At 61.5% G+C, this 18498-nt stretch carries 21 protein-coding genes; 7 read left to right on the plus strand and 14 right to left on the minus strand.

Going from position 1 to position 18498, the window contains the following annotated elements:
• Positions 1–4 precede the first annotated feature (4 nt).
• From LPB73_RS07750 to thrS, 3 genes are all read right to left on the minus strand, one after another.
• Positions 5–571: a nitroreductase family protein gene (locus tag LPB73_RS07750; protein WP_068731925.1), complete on the minus strand. Its 567-nt coding sequence runs from the start codon at positions 569–571 to the stop codon at positions 5–7.
• A gap of 124 nt (positions 572–695) precedes the next feature.
• On the minus strand, positions 696–908 hold the full coding sequence (locus tag LPB73_RS07755) for a hypothetical protein (protein WP_231080206.1): 213 nt from the start codon (positions 906–908) through the stop codon (positions 696–698).
• 4 nt (positions 909–912) lie between these two features.
• Positions 913–2946, minus strand: coding sequence for a threonine--tRNA ligase (thrS, locus tag LPB73_RS07760; RefSeq protein WP_231080207.1), 2034 nt, complete (start codon positions 2944–2946; stop codon positions 913–915).
• Between the two features lie 197 nt (positions 2947–3143).
• Here thrS and LPB73_RS07765 point away from each other — a divergent pair, with 197 nt between their 5' ends.
• A complete protein-coding gene (locus LPB73_RS07765; protein ID WP_231081103.1) occupies positions 3144–4268 on the plus strand; it encodes an MFS transporter in 1125 nt (374 codons plus the stop codon).
• On the opposite strand, the gene LPB73_RS07770 is transcribed toward LPB73_RS07765, so the two are convergent.
• Complete coding sequence (locus LPB73_RS07770) at positions 4265–4591, minus strand: GrlR family regulatory protein (protein WP_093762042.1); 327 nt, start codon at positions 4589–4591, stop codon at positions 4265–4267. The genes LPB73_RS07765 and LPB73_RS07770 overlap by 4 nt on opposite strands.
• 139 nt (positions 4592–4730) lie before the next feature.
• Between LPB73_RS07770 and LPB73_RS07775 the strand changes: the two genes are divergently transcribed.
• The gene (locus tag LPB73_RS07775) at positions 4731–5165 is read left to right on the plus strand and encodes a DUF3574 domain-containing protein (RefSeq protein ID WP_231080208.1); all 435 of its coding nucleotides are present in this window, start codon (positions 4731–4733) and stop codon (positions 5163–5165) included.
• Here the strand turns inward: LPB73_RS07775 and yidD are convergent.
• Positions 5162–5500, minus strand: coding sequence for a membrane protein insertion efficiency factor YidD (gene yidD, locus LPB73_RS07780; RefSeq protein ID WP_231080209.1), 339 nt, complete (start codon positions 5498–5500; stop codon positions 5162–5164). The genes LPB73_RS07775 and yidD overlap by 4 nt on opposite strands.
• A 237-nt stretch (positions 5501–5737) precedes the next feature.
• On the opposite strand from yidD, the gene LPB73_RS07785 reads away from it, so the two are divergent.
• On the plus strand, positions 5738–6676 hold the full coding sequence (locus LPB73_RS07785; protein WP_231081104.1) for a hypothetical protein: 939 nt from the start codon (positions 5738–5740) through the stop codon (positions 6674–6676).
• A gap of 11 nt (positions 6677–6687) precedes the next feature.
• On the opposite strand, the gene LPB73_RS07790 is transcribed toward LPB73_RS07785, so the two are convergent.
• Entirely contained in the window at positions 6688–7152 is a 465-nt protein-coding gene (locus LPB73_RS07790) for an iron-sulfur cluster assembly scaffold protein (RefSeq protein WP_231080210.1), read from the minus strand.
• 339 nt (positions 7153–7491) lie between these two features.
• Positions 7492–8022 (minus strand): hypothetical protein, encoded by a 531-nt coding sequence (locus LPB73_RS07795; protein ID WP_231080211.1) that lies wholly within the window; start codon positions 8020–8022, stop codon positions 7492–7494.
• A gap of 487 nt (positions 8023–8509) precedes the next feature.
• Between LPB73_RS07795 and folE the strand changes: the two genes are divergently transcribed.
• Positions 8510–9217: a GTP cyclohydrolase I FolE gene (folE, locus tag LPB73_RS07800; RefSeq protein ID WP_175365506.1), complete on the plus strand. Its 708-nt coding sequence runs from the start codon at positions 8510–8512 to the stop codon at positions 9215–9217.
• A 103-nt stretch (positions 9218–9320) separates the two neighbouring features.
• Positions 9321–9761, plus strand: coding sequence for a phosphoribosyl-AMP cyclohydrolase (gene hisI / locus LPB73_RS07805; RefSeq protein WP_231080212.1), 441 nt, complete (start codon positions 9321–9323; stop codon positions 9759–9761).
• A gap of 18 nt (positions 9762–9779) precedes the next feature.
• Here the strand turns inward: hisI and LPB73_RS07810 are convergent, their stop codons facing one another.
• Positions 9780–10466, minus strand: coding sequence for a hypothetical protein (locus tag LPB73_RS07810; RefSeq protein ID WP_231080213.1), 687 nt, complete (start codon positions 10464–10466; stop codon positions 9780–9782).
• A gap of 227 nt (positions 10467–10693) precedes the next feature.
• On the opposite strand from LPB73_RS07810, the gene LPB73_RS07815 reads away from it, so the two are divergent.
• Together LPB73_RS07815 and LPB73_RS07820 are read left to right on the plus strand one after the other, a co-directional pair.
• On the plus strand, positions 10694–11683 hold the full coding sequence (locus tag LPB73_RS07815) for a transglycosylase SLT domain-containing protein (protein ID WP_231080214.1): 990 nt from the start codon (positions 10694–10696) through the stop codon (positions 11681–11683).
• 296 nt (positions 11684–11979) lie between these two features.
• Complete coding sequence (locus LPB73_RS07820; RefSeq protein WP_309944863.1) at positions 11980–13152, plus strand: DUF2336 domain-containing protein; 1173 nt, start codon at positions 11980–11982, stop codon at positions 13150–13152.
• Positions 13153–13266: 114 nt separating this feature from the next.
• On the opposite strand, the gene LPB73_RS07825 is transcribed toward LPB73_RS07820, so the two are convergent.
• The 6 genes from LPB73_RS07825 to LPB73_RS07850 form a co-directional block, all read right to left on the minus strand.
• On the minus strand, positions 13267–13848 hold the full coding sequence (locus LPB73_RS07825; protein ID WP_231080216.1) for an Hpt domain-containing protein: 582 nt from the start codon (positions 13846–13848) through the stop codon (positions 13267–13269).
• 22 nt (positions 13849–13870) lie between these two features.
• Positions 13871–14416 carry a response regulator gene (locus tag LPB73_RS07830; RefSeq protein ID WP_068731951.1) on the minus strand — a complete coding sequence of 182 codons (546 nt, stop codon included), beginning with the start codon at positions 14414–14416 and terminating at the stop codon, positions 13871–13873.
• 95 nt (positions 14417–14511) lie between these two features.
• Entirely contained in the window at positions 14512–15222 is a 711-nt protein-coding gene (locus tag LPB73_RS07835) for an alpha/beta hydrolase (RefSeq protein WP_231080217.1), read from the minus strand.
• A gap of 31 nt (positions 15223–15253) precedes the next feature.
• Positions 15254–16033 (minus strand): NAD kinase, encoded by a 780-nt coding sequence (locus LPB73_RS07840; RefSeq protein WP_231080218.1) that lies wholly within the window; start codon positions 16031–16033, stop codon positions 15254–15256.
• Positions 16034–16155: 122 nt separating this feature from the next.
• Complete coding sequence (locus tag LPB73_RS07845) at positions 16156–17544, minus strand: serine hydrolase domain-containing protein (protein WP_231080219.1); 1389 nt, start codon at positions 17542–17544, stop codon at positions 16156–16158.
• Positions 17545–17659: 115 nt separating this feature from the next.
• The gene (locus LPB73_RS07850) at positions 17660–18220 is read right to left on the minus strand and encodes a tetratricopeptide repeat protein (protein ID WP_231080220.1); all 561 of its coding nucleotides are present in this window, start codon (positions 18218–18220) and stop codon (positions 17660–17662) included.
• Positions 18221–18498: the final 278 nt, after the last annotated feature.

Raw genomic sequence — 18498 nt, forward strand, 5'->3', positions numbered from 1 at the left:
CGGTTCAGAACCGGGTCACGACGTCCTTGAGTTCTGGCCGCGGCCGGTCCTCGATCACCTTGTCAGGCTTGCCGCCGATATGGATGAAGCCGGCCAGTTTTTCATTGGCGGCGAGGCCGAGGCCTTCGAGCACGTCGCGGTCATAGACCATCCAGCCGGTCAGCCAGTTGGCGCCATAACCCATGGCTGTGGCGGCCGACACAATATTCATGCAGCTCGCACCTGCGGACAGTTCCTGCTCCCATGACGGAATCTTCGGATGCGGCTTGATGATGCTCACCACGCCGATCACCAGCGGCGCTTCCGTCAGCTTGTGTTTCTGCGCCTCGATATCTTCGACCGGTGCATCGGGATTCTTCCGTGCGAACACGGTGGCGATGACGTTGCCCGCGCGTTTGCGGGCGTCACCCTCGAAAATGATGAAGCGCCATGGCGCCAGCTTGCCGTGGTCCGGCACGCGTGCCCCAATGGTCAGGATGGTTTCTAGTTCGGCGGATGAGGGGCCGGAGCCGGTCATTTCGCGCGGCTTGACGGAGCGGCGGGTCTTCAGGAAGTCGATGATGTCGGGCACAGGCAGTTCTCACAGATGAGGATGCGCAGAATTCGCAGGAATTGAATGACCGCTTACCACGCGAAAAGGCCCGCCACGAGGCGGGCCTTGCTGATTTAGACGGATTGTGACCGCGCGCATCCGCTTAGCTGACCGTTTTGTGCTCCGGCATCTTGGAGGCGCGGTCCAGCATATCCCGGCCCAGATCCTCCAGCACGGCCCGCGAGGCCAGATAGAGGCTATGGCCACGCTCAGTCTCGAATGCCAGCGCGACCACGTCCGGCCGGTTGGGATCGGCGATCAGCTGATAGGACCGAAGCGGATAGGCTTCGATCTCGATCTCTTCATCGTCGCTCATCGGCTCAGCCCTCCGCCAGTGCGCGCTTCACGTCGGGCGGTGTCGCCTCATCGACCAGTGCGGCGAGGGCTTCCTCGAGCGAACTGACCTTCTGGCCGTCGCTGCCGAGGCGGCGCACCGAGACCTGGCCGGTTTCGGCTTCCTTCTTGCCGACCACGAGCAGGGCAGGGATCTTGGCCAGCGAGTGTTCGCGGACCTTGTAGTTGATCTTTTCGTTGCGCAGATCGATCTCGACGCGGAGGCCAGCCTTTCGCGCGGCCGCGGCGACGACCTTGGCGTATTCATCGCCTTCCGAGGTGATCGTGGTGACCACCACCTGCACCGGCGACAGCCAGAGCGGGAAGTTGCCGGCGAAGTGCTCGATCAGGATACCGATGAAGCGCTCCATCGAACCGCAGATCGCGCGATGCACCATGACCGGCGCCTTCTTCGATCCGTCGGCGTCAATATAGAACGCACCGAAGCGTTCCGGCAGATTGAAGTCGACTTGGGTGGTGCCGCACTGCCAGTCGCGGCCGATGGCGTCGCGCAGCACGTATTCGAACTTCGGTCCGTAGAACGCGCCCTCGCCAGGCGAGATCTCGGTCTTGATGCGGCCGCCGGACTGGCTCTCGATCACCGACAGCACGGTGGCCATCACGCGCTCGGCGTGATCCCACATCTCATCGGTGCCGACGCGCTTCTCCGGCCGCGTCGACAGCTTGACCACGATGTCGCCGAACCCGAAGTCCGAATAGGTCGACAGGATCAGGTCGTTGATCTTGAGACATTCGTCGGCGAGTTGGGCCTCGGTGCAGAACACATGGGCGTCGTCCTGGGTAAAGCCGCGCACGCGCATCAAGCCGTGCATGGCGCCCGATGGCTCATAGCGATGCACCACGCCAAACTCGGCAAGGCGCAGTGGCAGGTCGCGATAGCTCTTCAACCCGTGCTTGAAGATCTGCACATGGCCGGGGCAGTTCATCGGTTTCAATGCGAACCAGCGCTTGTCCTCGGCTTCGTCGCCGGCGGACTGCGCCGCGAACATGTTCTCGCGGTACCATTCCCAGTGACCGGAGGTCTCCCACAGGACCTTGTCGAGGATCTGCGGCGCATTGACTTCGCTGTAGTCGCCATTGAGGCGACGGCGCATATAGGCAATCAGCGCCTGGAAGATGGTCCAGCCCTTGGGGTGCCAGAACACGACGCCCGGACCTTCTTCCTGGAAGTGGAACAGGTCGAGTTCGCGACCCAATTTACGGTGGTCGCGCTTCTCGGCTTCCTCGATCTGTTTCAGATACGCGTCGAGGTCTTCCTGTTTGGCGAAGGCCGTGCCGTAGATTCGCGTCAGCATCGGATTGTTGCTGTCGCCGCGCCAATAGGCGCCGGCCACCTTCATCAGTTTGAAGGCGTTGCCGACCTTGCCGACCGAGGTCATATGCGGGCCGCGGCAGAGGTCGAACCAGTCGCCCTGGTAGTAGATATTGATCGGCTCGTTGCCGGGAATGGCGTCGACCAGCTCGACCTTGAAGGCTTCGCCCTTGTCGCGGAATACCTGCTTGGTCTTTTCGCGATCCCAGACGTCCTTGGTGAACGGTTTGTCGCGCGCGATGATCTCGCGCATTTTCTTCTCGATCGCGCCGAAGTCCTCGGGCGTGAATGGCTCGTTGCGGAAGAAGTCGTAATAGAAACCGTTCTCGATCACCGGACCGATGGTCACCTGGGTGCCCGGCCACAGCGTCTGCACGGCTTCGGCGAGCACGTGCGCCGCGTCATGCCGGATCAGCTCCAGCGCGCGGGGGTCGTCGCGGTTGATGAAATCGATCTTGGCGTCGGCGTCGATCGGATCGGAGAGATCCGAGACGGTGCCGTCCAGCGCCATAGCAACGGTGCGCTTGGCCAGCGACGGCGAGATGCCCTTGGCAATCTCGAAGCCGGTCGTGCCCCTGGCGAATTCGCGCTTGGCGCCGTCAGGGAATGTAACGGTGATGTTGTTGGTTTCGGCGGGGGTGAGGTTGGCGAGGCCGAACTTGAATCCCGAGCCTTCATTCTCAGTCATGTCTTCTCTCCTGTGGCTCACTCCTGCACACGGGCGCAGGTAAGCGGACGAGCGGTATAGCAGCCGATTCGGGCGTTGCAACACCAGTCTGGCTGATCTGATTTGCACGCTTGGCTTGCAGGTTTGACTTGCATGCAGTTGCATCCATAAGATGCGATATCTTGACAGTCTCCCGCCCTTACGCCCCCACCGCACTCATGATCGGCAATTTCGTCACCGGCATCGGCCTGCTGGGGCCGACGGCGATGCTGGGTGAATTGTCGGCCGGCCTCGGCGTCACCATCCGCGAGGCAGGACTGCTCATCACCTTCGGCGCAGTGATGCTGTGCATCTGCTCGCCGCTGATGTCGTGGCTGACCAGCCGGATCGAGCGGCGGCACATGTTGATCGGCGTCATCGCGGTCGTGGCCGTGTGCAATCTCGCTTCGGCCCTTGCGCCCAACTATGCGGTGCTGCTCGCTATCCGCCTGGTGATGTGCATCGCTGCGGCACCGTATACTCCGCAGGCGGCAGGCGTGGTCGGCATGCTGGTGCCGCCGGAGAAGCGGGGTAGCAGCGTTGCTTATGTCTTTCTCGGCTGGACCCTCGCCGCTGCGGTCGGTCTGCCGCTGGTGACGTTCATCGCCAGCCGCTTCGGTTGGCGCGAGGTCTATGGCTGCGTCGGCGTAATGAGTTGCATCAGTCTCGTGTTGCTGGTGTGGCGGATTCCGCGCGGGCTGTTCGGCGCCACCGTCGATCTCAGCACATGGTCGTCGCTGGCGCGCAACCGGCTCGTGCTGTTGTTGCTGTCGATCACCATGCTGCAGATCGCCGGGCAGTTCTCGATCTTCACCTTCATGGCGCCGCTGCTCGAACGTCTCGCGGGCGCAGGGCACGATGCGGCGGCATCCGTCTTCGCGATCTACGGCGTCTGTGGTTTTCTCGGCATCATGACGGCGACGCGGATCGTCGATAGCTGGGGGCCGCTGAGAACCTCCATTCTATCGACATCGCTGGTGTTGGCCGGCATGACGGTCTGGACACTCGGCGCAGGCCATCTGCCCGTGATGGCGCTCGGCGTCGCGATCTGGGGGCTCGGCTTCGGCGCCATCACGTCGATGCAGCAGGTCCGCTTGATCATGGCGGCACCGTCGGCCGGTGCGGCGTCGGTCTCGCTCAATACATCGATGCTCTATGTCGGCCAGGCGATTGGATCGGGCATCGGTGGCGCGCTGTTCGCCGGCGGATACTTCCACGCGTCGGGGTTTGTCGCGATGGGTTTCCTGACGACGGCACTGGTGGCCATCGCGTTCAGCCGTAAAATGTCGGGACGTGTCGCTTAGTCGCAGATGCGGGTCAGTTGCGCCTTGAACGGCACGCCGGGCAATTGCAGCGCACTGCCTTCGAAATCGAGCAGGTCGCCATTGACGCGACCGGTCAATGCCAGTGTGACACCTTCAAAGCCGAACACCGACTTGAAGCTTTGATCCGGGTTGTAGCGTTTCGATGACACCTTGACAGAGATGGTCTCGCCTCTGTTTTGATAGTTGCCCATGAAGGCGAAAGCGGAGTTGCCGCCGCGCAGCTTTCCGCCGATTGCATAGACAACGCCGGTCCCGGTGCCATGAATAGTATGAAAATGTACTTCGTATAGGCCGTCTTCCACCTGAGTGCCCCGGGCAATGATGTTAAGTGAAGATGAATTTGGCGAGATGAAGTGGCGGCACCCTATGGTATCAAATGTTATTCAACAATCCCACCAGTAGGCATTTTGTAAAAATAGCTTTGATAATTTGAGGTTCGGCGTGCCGCGACATATCCGCCAACTGTTCTCCGCATGCCTTGCTACATTAACAGTCAGTGTGCTGATGAGCGGCTGTGCATGGCTGCCGCCGCAAGCCTGTCTGCCGCCGTCGCGCATCATGGTGTCTGCGGAGATGATCTTCGGCCGCAACATTGGCGATCGGCCTGGTATCAGCGAATCTGCATTTGCAAATTTCGTCGCAAGGGAAATCACACCCCGCTTTCCCGATGGTCTCACCGTCATCGATGGAGACGGGCAGTGGCGCGACGGCGTGCGTAATGTTGATGTCCGCGAAAGGGCAAAGGTCGTTCTGATCACTTTCGCCGACGACGCTCAGAAACGTGCCGACCTCGTTGCCATCGCGGAAAGCTATAAGCGGCAGTTCAGTCAGGAGTCGGTGCTCACGAAGGTCGGCAATGTCTGCGTAAGTTTCTAATTTGCGCTGTCATTGACACCGCGCCAGCGCGCGTAGCGCCACGGTGTATACCAACGGGCATCGGGCGACAGCTTGGCCGGCACGTTATCGATACCCGAAGTGCCCCATGGCTGGCAGCGGAGCAGCCGGGCCAGTGTCATCCAGCCGCCGGCCCACAATCCGTAGCGCTCGATCGCTTCGTCGCCATAGACCGAACAGGTTGGCAGGTGCCGGCAATTGTAGCCGACGAGCGGAGACAGCGTGTGGCGGTATATCCAGATCATGCCGCGACCGGCATTGCGCGGCAGCCGTTGAATAGTACCGACGCAGTTCGGGCACATGGATGAATGTTTCATGGTCGGATTGCTATCAGATCAGCCGGGTTTTGCCCGGTTCCTTTGCATGGAACCCATCTACTTATGCATTGGAGACACACCTGCCAATTTATTGCATGCAGTGCAGCAAAAGTAACTGGACGCTGCGGCGAAGCTCGTTAGGTTTTCACGTAACGCCCGTGTGACAGAATCATGAGCGTTGTTTGGGGCCGTTGCCATTGCTCATGAGAGTGCGGGGAAGGAACCGACTTGGGACGTATGAGGTCGCTTCGATCAGGTAGTTCGGCGCTGTTTCGCGCCGCGGCCTTTTGCATCGTTCTTCCCGGACTCGCGGCCGGCCTGCTGGCTTCGGTCGCGACGTCTGCCCAAGCTGCAGCCGTTCTCGAAGAACGCAAACTCCCGATGCGCTTCACCTGGGTTGCCTGCGAGCCGAATTGCCGTGGCTGGATCGGCGCGGTGGGGATTGTCACCGGCGACACCGTCAGGGATTTCGACGAGTTTTCCAAAGGCCGCGATCTGACTGACGCGACAGTGGTGCTGGATTCCAGCGGCGGCTCGGTCAATGACGCCATCACCATGGGCCGGCGCTGGCGCAAGCTTGGTCTGCGCACCACAGTCGGTATCACGGTCGACCTGCAATCATCCTCGGGCGTCATGAAGCCGGCGGTCGTGCCGCAGGCTTATTGCGAATCCATGTGCGTGTTCCTGCTGCTGGCGGGCAAGACCCGCTATGTGGCCGAGGAATCCCTTGTGCGCGTCCATCAGATCTGGATGGGCGACCGCGCCGACGACCCGAAGGCTGCGAGCTATACGGCAAATGACCTGATGATCGTCGAGCGGGATATCGGCCGTCTCGCCAAATACACTTTCGACATGGGAGGCACGGGTGATCTCTTGTCATTGTCGCTCAGCGTGCCGCCGTGGGACGATCTGCATCGGCTTACGGAAGCCGAGTTGAAGCTGACCAATCTGGTCACCAGCCATAGTGTCGGTGATGTGTTGCCCGAGCCTCGCGAGCAGGAGGCGCCGGTTGCATCACTGGTGCCGAAGTCGGTACAGGATCGTTTCGTGAGCGGGCCAGAGAATGAAAACACCCCGGTCGCTTCGGCGCCGGTCGTGTCTTCGACGAAGTCAACCAAGACGGCCGAGGCCTCGGTGCCGACTGGCGGCGTCGCATCGGCACCGTCGGGGAAATAGCCGCGCTGGCGTTATGCCGGCGTCGGGTGACTGGCTCCGGCGTTTGACTTGGCTTCAATCTGCCCGATGGCGTCCACGACCGCATCGAATGTGAGAAGCGTCGAGGCGTGGCGCGCCTTGTAGTCGCGCACCGGTTCGAGCAGGGCGATATCTGCCCACTTTCCGTCCGATGGCGGTGCGCCGTTTTCCTTCAGCATCTTGCGCACGGTCTCGCGCAGCGCACGCAATTCTTCCGCAGTCGAGCCCACCACATGACGCGCCATGATCGACGACGAGGCTTGGCCAAGCGCGCAAGCCTTCACGTCATGGGCGAAGTCGGTGACCACATCGGCATCCATCATGAGATCGATCTTGACGGTCGATCCGCAAAGCTTGGAATGGGCGGTGGCTGACGCATCGGGGGCAGGGAGGCGGCCCAGCCGGGGAATGTTACCGGCGAGCTCGATGATGCGCTTGTTATAGATGTCGTTCAGCATCTGGTTCGGACCTTAACTGTGCCATCGGTCACCGGGATCACGTCTTTGGCGCGCGAGGAACTGGACTCTATATAGCGTCCATTCCATGAAATAAAAGATCAGCAGTTTCAATGGTCTGTGAGCAGTTATGTTTTCGGCGACGCACGGATTTTGCACGTCGCAGCCGTCCCCGTCATGTAGGGACACTCTAGCGATCGCCCAACATCTTCAGAAAGAAGGTACGCCGATCGGATCACATGCGATCCGTGATGGGAACAGATCCAAAGGCTGGATGCCTTCGATCAGCCGGCGCTCGTCCTTGGGACGGACAAAAAAGAATCTCGGATCCCTCCGCGCCGCTTAATCGCTTCCGCGGCTGACGTCGCGCCGAGCCTGCGCGCGCTTGTTCGCCTGCGACACCCTCCCAATCCGTGAAGGCGGAATCTTGATATTCCGGCGCCGGCTCGGGATGGAGCGCATTCCTTCACCAGGGCGAAGATCATTTTGAGGTCGAGAGAATTGCTGTGCCCGTCGCAGGGCCAATGCGCGCCTGGCGGCCTCTCCGAGTTCCTTTTTTGCTTCGAAGTTCTGCAGGCGCTTCAGCTCCTTGCTAACGCGTTTTATAGCAGCGACGAAGACTTGCTTGCGCTGAGTTGCATGCTCGGCTGTTCCCGAAAAGCTGCTGCCCCTCGGCTCGGCTTTTCCTCTTGCTTCGCGCTGTCGATGCCGCGCTAGGGTGTGCTCCTTGCCATGAAAATCCCGTAGCCTCGAACGAAGGCTCTCCAGCTTGTCGCGCGTTAATTCGCCGATGGCGGGATGATGAGTAGCAAGAACGATTTCTTGCTCGTCGTGTTTCAGAATGCTGATTTCATACTTGCAGGATGCCGCCATCGCCTTTTCCTCCAACCGATGCCTGGGTTACGGATCGTTCGCGCTGTTTCTCGCACCTCCCTCCGAACCAGCGTCCTCCAAAAGAGTCGCGCGGGGAGCTGTTTGACGCGATGCGCGCTGCCAAGATTGTTCCTCCGTGCACTTCTGAAGTATCGGGTCATCACCCTAGGCTCACATGGGAACCGCCCGCATTGCCCTTGAATGGCGTGCTGGGAATAATAGGAAAAAGACCAACGATTTAAATGTGATGAGTGGGTAGCCTGATGGCTGGCAACAGTCGTAATGGTCCACTATATAGGGCGGAGCCCGGCCAACAGAGCGCCGGGCGTTCTCCAGATCGCCGGAATTTGAGAATTCAGTTCGGCGGCCTCGGTGTTATTGTCGCGAGACGATGTTTTATTGACGGACTCAGGCGTCCGGCGGCCTTGCCGCCCCGTCTGCCCGGTGACACTCCGGCCTCCCGTGGGGCCGGTCGAACGGAGTAAAGATGGACGCTGTGATCAAGCCGCTTCGCGGCAAATCCCCGGATGGCAAGCCGACCGAGAGCAAAGTGCAGGAATTCCGGCCGGCGGAGCTCGATCCCGCCGAATTTCTGGCTGCGGCGGTAAATCCCGACCAGCTGCGGCCCTCGCGCGCCGAGGCGGAGCAGGCCGTGCAGACGCTGCTCGCCTATATCGGCGAGAATCCGCAGCGCGAAGGCCTCATGGACACCCCGCGCCGCGTGGTCGAGGCCTATGACGAGCTGTTCCAGGGCTATCATCAGTGCCCGGCCGAGGTTCTGAATCGAACCTTCGGCGAGACCGCGGGCTATGACGATTTCGTGCTAATCCGCGACATGGCCTTCGTCTCCCATTGCGAGCATCACATGATGCCGTTCTACGGCAAGGCGCATATTGCCTATACGCCGGTGGAGCGCGTCGTCGGTCTCTCCAAGCTGGCGCGTCTCGTGGATATCTTTGGCCATCGGCTGCAGACCCAGGAGCATCTGACCGCGCAGCTTGCTGCTGCGGTCGATGAAGTGCTGAAGCCGCGCGGCGTTGCGGTGATGGTCGAGGCCGAGCACACCTGCATGTCGGCCCGCGGTATCCGCAAGGAAGGCTCACGCACTTTCACCACGCGTTTCACCGGCAATTTCCGCGACAATCCTGCCGAGCAGGCGCGGTTCATGTCGATGATCCAGTCCATGTCGCGCTAAACCCACGTCGCGCTGATCGCGCGACGATCGTGATTTGCTGCTAGAGTATCGGGCGCATCAGGCGCCCGATTTTCGTTTGACGACCACAGCGAGAGATTTTCCCGTGTCCAATACATCGCACGCGCACAGCCATGATCTCGAAGAAGGCCTCGTGCTCACGCCGAAATTCGACGCTGCCGGTCTCGTTACCGTCGTGACGACCGACGTGGCGAATGGCGACGTGTTGATGGTGGCGCATATGAATGAAGAGGCGCTGCGCAACACTATCGAAACCGGCGATGCCTGGTATTACAGCCGTTCGCGCAAGGCGCTATGGCGCAAGGGCGAGAGCTCGGGCAAGACCCAGCGCGTGGTCGAGATGCGGATGGATTGCGACCAGGATGCGATCTGGATCAAGGTCGAGCAGATCGGCGGAGCCGCCTGCCACACCGGCCGTCGCTCATGCTTCTACCGCGCGATCACCAAGGGCGAGGGCGGGGCAGCGAAGGTCTCGTTCATCGATGCGGACAAGGTGTTCGATCCGGCGTCGGTCTACGGAAGCTGAACTGGCTCCGATCTTGGGTTACGCCAGCCGGCTTGCGAAATCCTGCCGGGATTTGGCGGCGTTGATGCCGGTTGGATCGGCGATCATGTCCATGTAATCGACGGCCGCCGACCTGAGCTTGCCGTCCTTCATGGTCATCACGCCAGACAGGGTCTGGATGTTCATCGAACGGAGATTGTAGTTCTTCCAGGCTTCCGCCTGTTTCGCTTCGCTATTGGTCGATTTTTTCTGCTCGTTATAGAGATCGAGCGAAGCTTGCGCGGCCTTCAGGGCATTCAGGCCCGAGACTTCCTTCATCTCCTTGGCAAGCGCCGGATCGTCGCTGAACATCTTCTCGATCTTGGCCTTCCAGGGGCCTTCGGCAGTCACGTTGCCGAATTTGTCGACCTTCATATGCGTCGCATATTCCGGCGGGATGTTCATTTTCTCGAACGCTTTGGAGAGGCGGTCGGCCAGGGCGTCGGTCCGCTTCGTCAGCATTTCGTCGAATGTATCGGTGAGTCCCTCGGTCGCGGCCTGATCGGCCTTGGCCTTTTCGATAATCGCCTTGGCGCGGTCTGACAGCGATACGAAGGCGGCAGGGGCTGCCGGCGCAGATGCGGGCTTGTCGGATGAGACGGATGGCTTGGCGGGCGCAACGGCGGCGGGGGCCGCTTTGTCCCACGGTTGGGTCGACGTCGAATGCGCGTTTGCGACCGCAACCATCGTGAGCTCCATTTCCGCTGCCGACGGGAGCGAATCTCCGTCAGACACATACGGAAACACCCTCGCGTTAATGCTCTGTAAAATATGCAACCACGGATGGAGGTGTTGGGCGCCAAAACCGCCTTAGCGTTTCGTTAACCATGAATGTCCCACTGTGTCCGCGGCTTCCGCACGGCTGGCAGGGCGCGATTCCCGGTAGTCATTTCGCGGCAGCGGGGCACCACACTATGGCGGTCGACGCGACCAACCTCGCATCAGCACTCTCGTCAACGCGCAGTCAGGTGACCGGCGCGATCAAGAATGCTGCCGGCATCACGGGCACGAGCTTCGAATATCTGCTCGCCACCGCCAAGATGGAATCCAATTTCAATCCCTCGGCCACGGCTTCGACATCCTCGGCCAAGGGCCTGTTCCAGTTCATCGAGCAGACCTGGCTCGGCACCGTGAAGGAAGCCGGCACGCAGCTCGGCTACGGCAAATATGCCGACGCCATCACCAAGTCGCCGTCGGGAAGTTATTCGGTGAGCGATCCGGCTGCGAAGGCCGAGATCCTGAAACTGCGTGACGATCCCGTCGCGAGTTCAGCGATGGCCGGCGTGCTGACGCAGTCCAACAGTTTCAAGCTCACTGGCGAGATCGGGCGCCGTCCCAGCGACTCCGAACTATACATGGCGCATTTCATGGGCGTCAGTGGTGCATCGAAGCTGATCAACAATGCGGCGAACAATCCGAGCGCATCGGGCGCTGCGCTATTCCCGAATGCCGCCGCAGCGAACCGGCCAATCTTCTACGATCAGAGCGGCAGCGCGCGCAGCGTGTCTCAGGTCTATTCGGTGCTGTCGGCGCGCTATGACAGTGCTGCGAATTCCACGGCGACGCGGACGGCGATGGCATCCGCAGGCGTGGTGACGGCGCAGGCGGTCTCGCCACTGACGCCTGCCAGCAATGCGACTTTCCTGTCGCGCTTCCCGGATCTGAGCACCGCGCAGGTCGCAAGCTTTGCGTCCGATCAGTCATCGACGGCCGTGCAGGAACAGCCGATTTTCCGGTCGCTGTTCCAGGGCGGCGATCGTGCGCAACCTGTGTCGCCGGCCGTGCAGGAATTGTGGGGCAACCGCACGTCACTGACGTCCACGTCGCTGCCGAAGGCACCTGAAGTCGGCGTGCCCAAGCCGCTCGATCTGTTCAGCGATCGCGCCGGGACTTTTAGTAGTTAGCTCCGTCCCCTCATGGTGAGGAGGCGCGCAGCGCCGTCTCGAACCATGAGCTGTTGGCAGGCATCGCCGCTAGCGGCCATCCTTCGAGACGCGCGCAAGGGCGCGCTCCTCAGGATGAGGGCGGAGTGTGTGATATTCACCGGGAGCCACAGATTTCCCCGCGTGTCCGATCCCTTAATAAAACCTCAACAAACCCATAAGCTTATGGTGAACCGTTTGTTAAGTGGGATGGTTTATTTTCTCTGACAGTGGCATCGCGTTTCGGTGTTGATCTTGTTGCGTAGGCTGGCAGAACCATGATTGTTCGGCAGTTCATCAGTTGGGTACGGACCGCTCCAGCCAGCGAGCGGGCAGAGGCAACGCGCTCTTTGGCGCGGGCCTGGATTTTTTCTGATCTTTCAGACGACGACCGTGCCGCCGCCGAAGGCGCGCTGCTGATGCTGCTCGATGACGCATCGCCGCTGGTGCGCCAGGCCATGGCGCAGGTTTTTGCCCGCGCGCCGTCGGCGCCCCCGGCCATCGTGCAGGCGCTGTCGGTGGATCAGCCCTGTGTGTCGCTGCCGGTGCTCGAACATTCGCCGCTGCTGATCGATGCCGATCTGGTCGACATCGTCGCGACGGGGAACAGCGAACTGCAATGCGCGGTCGCGCGCCGCATCAATCTGCCGATCTCGATCTGCGCCGCCATTGCCGAAGTCGGCTCTGCCGCGGCTGCGCTCGAACTGATTGAAAATCCGTATGCCGAACTGGCGCAATTCTCCTGGGACCGTATCGTCGAGCGTCACGGTCATCTCGCCGCCATCCGCGAAGCGATGCTAGCCCTTGGCGACCTGCCAGCCACGACGCGCCTCGCACTGGTGGCCAAGCTCTCCGAAACGCTGACCCGCTTCGTCGTTGCACGCAACTGGCTGTCGCCGGATCGTGCCGAGCGCGTTGCCGACGAGGCGATGGCGCGCTCCACGGTCAACATTGCCTCGCGTTCGCGCGGCGACGAGATGCGCGATCTCGTCCATCACTTGCGCGAAGCCGGGCAACTGACCGTCGGCCTGATCCTCCGCGCCCTGCTGTCGGGCAATCTCGACCTGTTCGACCAGGCGCTGGTGGAGCTGTCCGGCCTGCCGCAGAGCCGCGTGGCCGCGCTGGTCTATGACGGCGTCGGTGCCGGGCTGAACGCATTGCTTGCCCGCGCAGGTCTGCCGGAGTCGACATTCCCTGCCTTCCGCGCCGCGCTGGCTGCGCGCAATGAAATCGGTTTCATCGGCTCTGTCGGCGGCGCCGTGCGGCTGCGTCGTCGCATGGTCGAGCGGGTGTTGACGGTGTGCGAGACCGATGAGGCGGCGTCCGAGCCGCTGTTGATCCTGCTGCGGCGCTTCGCGACGGAATCGGCCCGCGAGGAAGCGCGGGTGTTCTGCGATGAACTGGCCGAACAGGCGAATGCGCGCGACGAGTATCAGCTGATCGCGGCGTAAGTATCCAAAATCGCCATGAAGCCGTAGGATGGGTAGAGCGTCTTCGCGAAACCCATCATCTTCTGGAATTGCTGTGATGGGTTTCGCTGCGCTCTACCTATCCTACGAAAGCAGCTATTCCTTCGGAACGATGCTCGGCGCCGAGATCATCTCAAGATGGTCCGGCCGATCCCGATTGACCAGCGTCAGATAGTCATCCGCAACGGCACGCAGGCGGGCGCTGAGTTCGTTGGCTACGCCGGCCTTCTCGATGGTGTTGTGTTCGCGCACGATGGCCTGGATCGCATCGATATGGTGCTGGATCAGATCCGCCGGCACCGCATCGAGATCGGGGGCGTGTTCGAGAATCCGGCACAGGCTTTCGGCGGCGACGCCAGCGGCAGGAAAGCCGAAGGTCGAGGCGTCGCCCTTGATGTCGTGAGCGGCGCGAAACAGCTCGCCGCGGGTGTGCGTATCGAAGCCCTTCTTCAGGATCGCGGCATGTGCTGCGGCAAGGCGGTCGCATTCGCTGCGCATCCAGGTCTTGAACTCGCCGGAGAGATTGGCCAGCGCCTGTTCGGCGCGCGCCACGGGATCGTCGAGCTCGCGATCGATGACACGGCGGATCGCGTGCTTCAGCGTGTTCGGCGGCGTGATGACCTGGTGATCGGCGAAAGCCTGCACCTTCGGCGGCGCCGGCGCTTTGTTCTTGGCCATGGTCGTTTCTCCGAACATTGCGCTAGCCAGTGACACGGGCTTTATCCAGCAGCGATGGCTGCTGCAGAACCTCGGCTTCACCGCCATTGCGGCGTTCCGGTCCGATATAGGCGACGGTGGTGTTGCGGCGGCGGTCGGGCCCGAAATAGTTCTTCGTCTTGATGAAGGGGCGGGGATGCGCGACCACGCTCATGATGCGCAGATAGAGACCCTTGGCCGAAATCGGCTTGGCCAGAAATTCGGTGACGCCGGCATCGCGCGCCATGGTGATGCGGCGTTTCTCGGAATGTCCGGTCAGCATAATGATCGGCGCGTAGGGATTGCCCTTGGAGTCCGGCTGCCGGATCATCTGCGCCAGTTCCAGCCCGTCGAAAATCGGCATCGCCCAGTCGGCGATCACGATGTCCGGCACATAGTGGCTGTACATTTCTAGCGCCGTGGCGCCGTCCTCGGCTTCATAGACTTCGCGGGCGCCGAACGAATGCAGCAGCGTGCGCAGGATGCGGCGCATGTGCGGATTGTCGTCGCAGACCAGAAAACGCAGCTTGTTGAAGTCGATACGGAACATGATGCGGCTCGAACCGGGCTGGGACCGTTACCCGACGTTAACCATACCGCGCTGCGTCTTAACGAATAGTTGAGGCACTGCAGGAGCCCAGTCCGCTATGAGGACGTCCCAAGTCGACGCGATATTCCAAGAATCGCGTCCGCGGTCTCTGCGGGGCGGAGCATGGGATGCAAATGCGTGCCATTTAGCCTCGTAACTGGCCAGGCGCGTCGCTGAGCTTCTGCGGCTGCATGATCGTAAATTGTTGAAGTCTGGATGAAGCCGGCAGGCACATGATCCCAGCGCGGGAGTTCGATCGTGTCATCGAACCAATCGACGTGCATTTTGGGAAGTTCACTTTCGAATTGCGCGAAGGCTACGGGATCTCTGGCCAAGATATCAATGCCAACCAGAGATGCGCGACGGGCATCCCCAAAAAACCATTGTGACCAAATCGGAAGCGTCCCGTCGGCACCGGCGAGGCTTTTCACGTGGTCGTGCAAGGCGGGTCTGACGGGTGAGGCTGCGCCATGCGATGGGGGCACATCGCCATCGAAAATGATGACGCCACGCATGGGCAGCCTGGTCGCCAGATCGACAGCAAGATGACTTGCAGAACTATGTCCCACCACAATCAGTTGGTTGCTCGGCACGATATGATCGAGAAGACTTTGGGTCCATGCGCTCCATGCAGGTGGCGAGGCATGGTAAGCCAATATGTCCGGTACTTGGACATGGCATCCTGCCCCCCGCAGATGTTCGGCCGTCGACTCCCAACTTGATCCTCGGACCAAGGGGCCTGCCACAAGGACGAAATCGAACGGCATAAGTCCCTCGGCGGTATTAGTTGGATGAATTCTAGTATCCGAACTGTTCGCTCAGGATACGTTCTTCCAGGCTGTGGCCGGGGTCGAACATCATGCGCATCGAGATCGACCTGTCGGAGATGATTTCGACCCGCCGGACGTCGCGGGCTTCCTCGTTGTCGGCGACGGCGGCCACCGGGCGCTTTTCGCCTTCCAGCACCTCGATTGCGACGATCGCCGTATTGGGAAGCAGCGCGCCGCGCCAGCGCCGCGGGCGGAACGCGCTGATCGGTGTCAGCGCCAGCAGCGCGGCATTGATCGGCAGGATCGGACCCTGCGCCGACAGGTTATAGGCGGTCGAGCCGGCCGGCGTAGCCACGAGGATGCCATCGGCGGCAAGTTCGGCCATCCGTTCGCGTTCATCGATGAGGATGCGCAGGCGCGCCAGTTGATGCGTCTGGCGAAACAGCGAGACCTCGTTGATGGCGTGATGGATGTGTACGCCGCCATGGACGTCCGTGGCGCGCATCAGCAGCGGGTTGATCAACGTCTCGCGCGCCGCAGCGAGGCGCGCATGCAGATCAAGCGTTGAGAACTCGTTCATCAGGAAACCGACGGTGCCGCGATGCATGCCGTAGATCGGTTTGCCCGTGCGCATGAAGTCGTGCAGCGTCTTCAGCATCAACCCGTCGCCGCCGAGGGCTACGATGATATCGGCGGTTTCCGGATCGGCATTGCCATAGAGCTGCGTCAGCTGGTCGAGCGCTGCCTGCGCTTCACCGCTGGTACTGGCCACGAAGGCGATCCGGTCATAGCGCTTGGACGGGTTCATCAGGGGATCGCCGGCTCATGCTGCGTGATTGCGCGGGGTCGTCTAGCCGACCTCGCTGGGGCTTGTCGAGCGAAAGGATAGCAGGTCTTTGAGACGGCCGGGCTGCAGGGAGCGCCGCATCGTTAACGGGGCGAGCGGCGCCCGGTTGCTCCATATTTGCGGGTCAGCTCCTCCGCGACCGCCTTTTCGGGCCTCAATTTGCTGCCGGCGAGCCAAACCTCGGTCACTTTCCCGGTCTTGCCACGGACCCTCCGGACTGCTTCCCCATAACTGGAATAACCCGCGGCCGCGGCGATCGTGCCCTTGTCCTTGCCGGTCACCTCGATCTCTGCGACGTCCATGAAGGGATTGATCGCCTGAGGCGTGGCGACCAGCACCCGGTCTCCGATGGGCACCAGATCAAACGCGCTCCCTGAGGTCCACATGCGTCCCGTCCAGTCGCGGACGCGCTTCTGCGGCGCGCCGCGCCGGGCGAATGCGCGCAGGATATGCATGGCGCCATCAACCCAGATGGGCGCCCAGCCGTCGGTGGCATTGGTGAAAACCGAGATCGTCAGCTCGCAGGCCGGGATCACGGCGGTGCGCGAGATATAGCCATGAAATCCGCCATTGTGTCCGAACCAGTCCCAGCCGGCGGTGGTGCCGTTCATGGTGCCGAGGCCGTAATAGCTCTCGATAGTTGCGTGCGGATTGCGCCAGTGCCGCCGCGTCATCTCACGCCGGCCCGCCGCAGACAGCACGCTGTGCTTTGCATTGGGTGCAAGCTGCGCGAAGAAGCGCGCGACGTCGGCTGCGGTGCTGACGAAGCCCGCAGCAGGCGTGATGGCGTGGCACGGCGTGTCGCCGGGAATGACCAGACGGCGGTCGAGCGGAAGCCGCGGCGTATGACCTTGCGCGAGGGGCGCGCCCTTTGCCAGCGGCATGTCGGGCTGGGTCTCGCGCAGGCCGACGGCATCAATGATCTCGCGCCTGATCCAGTCGCGATAGGGCTCGCCGGTGACAGCTTCGATGACGAGGCCGAGCAGGCCAAAGCCATGGTTGGAATATTTCAGCCGCGTGCCGGGCGCAATCGCGGGCGGTTGCTGCAGCTCGGACAATAGCTCCTTCTTGTCGAGATAGGGGCGGCTGTCGATGAACTGCCCGGCATCGACGCCGTCGCGCGTGAGGCCGGCGCTATGCGACAGTAATTGTCCGATAGTCGTTGCAGCGACCTGCGGATGCAGGGCTTTCACATGGTCGCCAACGGGATCGTCGAGGCGCAATTTGCGTTGCTCGCGGAGCTTCATCAGTCCGGCAGATGTGAAGCTTTTCGAATGCGAGGCGATCCGGAAGCGATGCCGCGGCGTCAGCTTCTCGCCGGTCGCGAGGTCGGCATGACCGAAGGCATATTCAGCGACGATCTTGCCGCGATGCGCGATGGCCACGAGGCAGCCGGGTTGCTGCGTCGTTGCCATCTGGAATGAGAGCCAGTCGTGGATGTAGTCGAGTGCGGGCTTCAGCCAGGGATCCATCAGAGGTCTCAATGTGAGGAGAGCGTCCCAGCCGCGAATATGAGCTGATCTCTCAGCCATAACAAAGCCGGCACAATCCGAAGGATTGCACCGGCTGACTGATCCGCGAATGGGATCAGTAGGTGGGACCGGAGCCGGGCGCCTTTTCCAGCGCAGCAGCGAGCGATTTATATTCGGCGGAGTCCTTGCCGCTCAGCGAAGCAATCTTGTTGAGATGATACTGCGCCTGATCGCGGTTGCCCTGTTCGACCTGCCACAAGCCGTAATACTGCCAGGTGCGGACATGGGCGGGGTCCGCCTTCAGCGCGCGCTCGTACCAGATCTGCGAGACCTTGTAGTCGCCGAGCTTGCGATAGGAGTAGCCGATCAGATTGGCGACATCGGCGCGGTCGTCCTGGCCGAGCGCCTTGAGCTGCGCAATGGCGGCCGTGTAGTCCTGCTTGTCATAGACCGTGGCATAGGCCGCACGATAGTCGGCGAGGAACGCGGCATTCTCGCTGTTCGGATTCCTGGTCTCGGTTTTCTTCTTCTTGTCCTTGGTGCCCTTGGTGTCGGACGCCGGCGGTGCGGAAGGCGTATCGCCGCCTGCGGCATAGGCCGAGGTCATGAAGGGCGTGGCGGCAACGGCCACGGAAAACATTGCCAGCGTCGTCAGCCTGATCGCGAGGTGGGTCATGCAGCGCTCCTGTTTGCAACAGCAATAATCTGACACGGAAGTCTCAGGTTGTGAACACCGGACGTGGGTGTTCATTCCCGCTTGTGCCGACGTGGGGAGCAGACTTGTGGCAGCAGACTTGGGGCAGGACGCCTGACCCAGCGATCATGACGAGGATGTCACCGAGATGAACGAAGCCTGTCCGGCTTCCTCAGAGTGGGTTCAGCGCAGCGTCGCTAGTCTGACTGCATTGATCGACAAGCCCGGCCAACCGACCGGTCAACTTCGTGATCGAGACC

The sequence above is a fragment of the Tardiphaga sp. 37S4 genome (assembly GCF_021044645.1).
Lineage (GTDB): Bacteria > Pseudomonadota > Alphaproteobacteria > Rhizobiales > Xanthobacteraceae > Tardiphaga > Tardiphaga robiniae.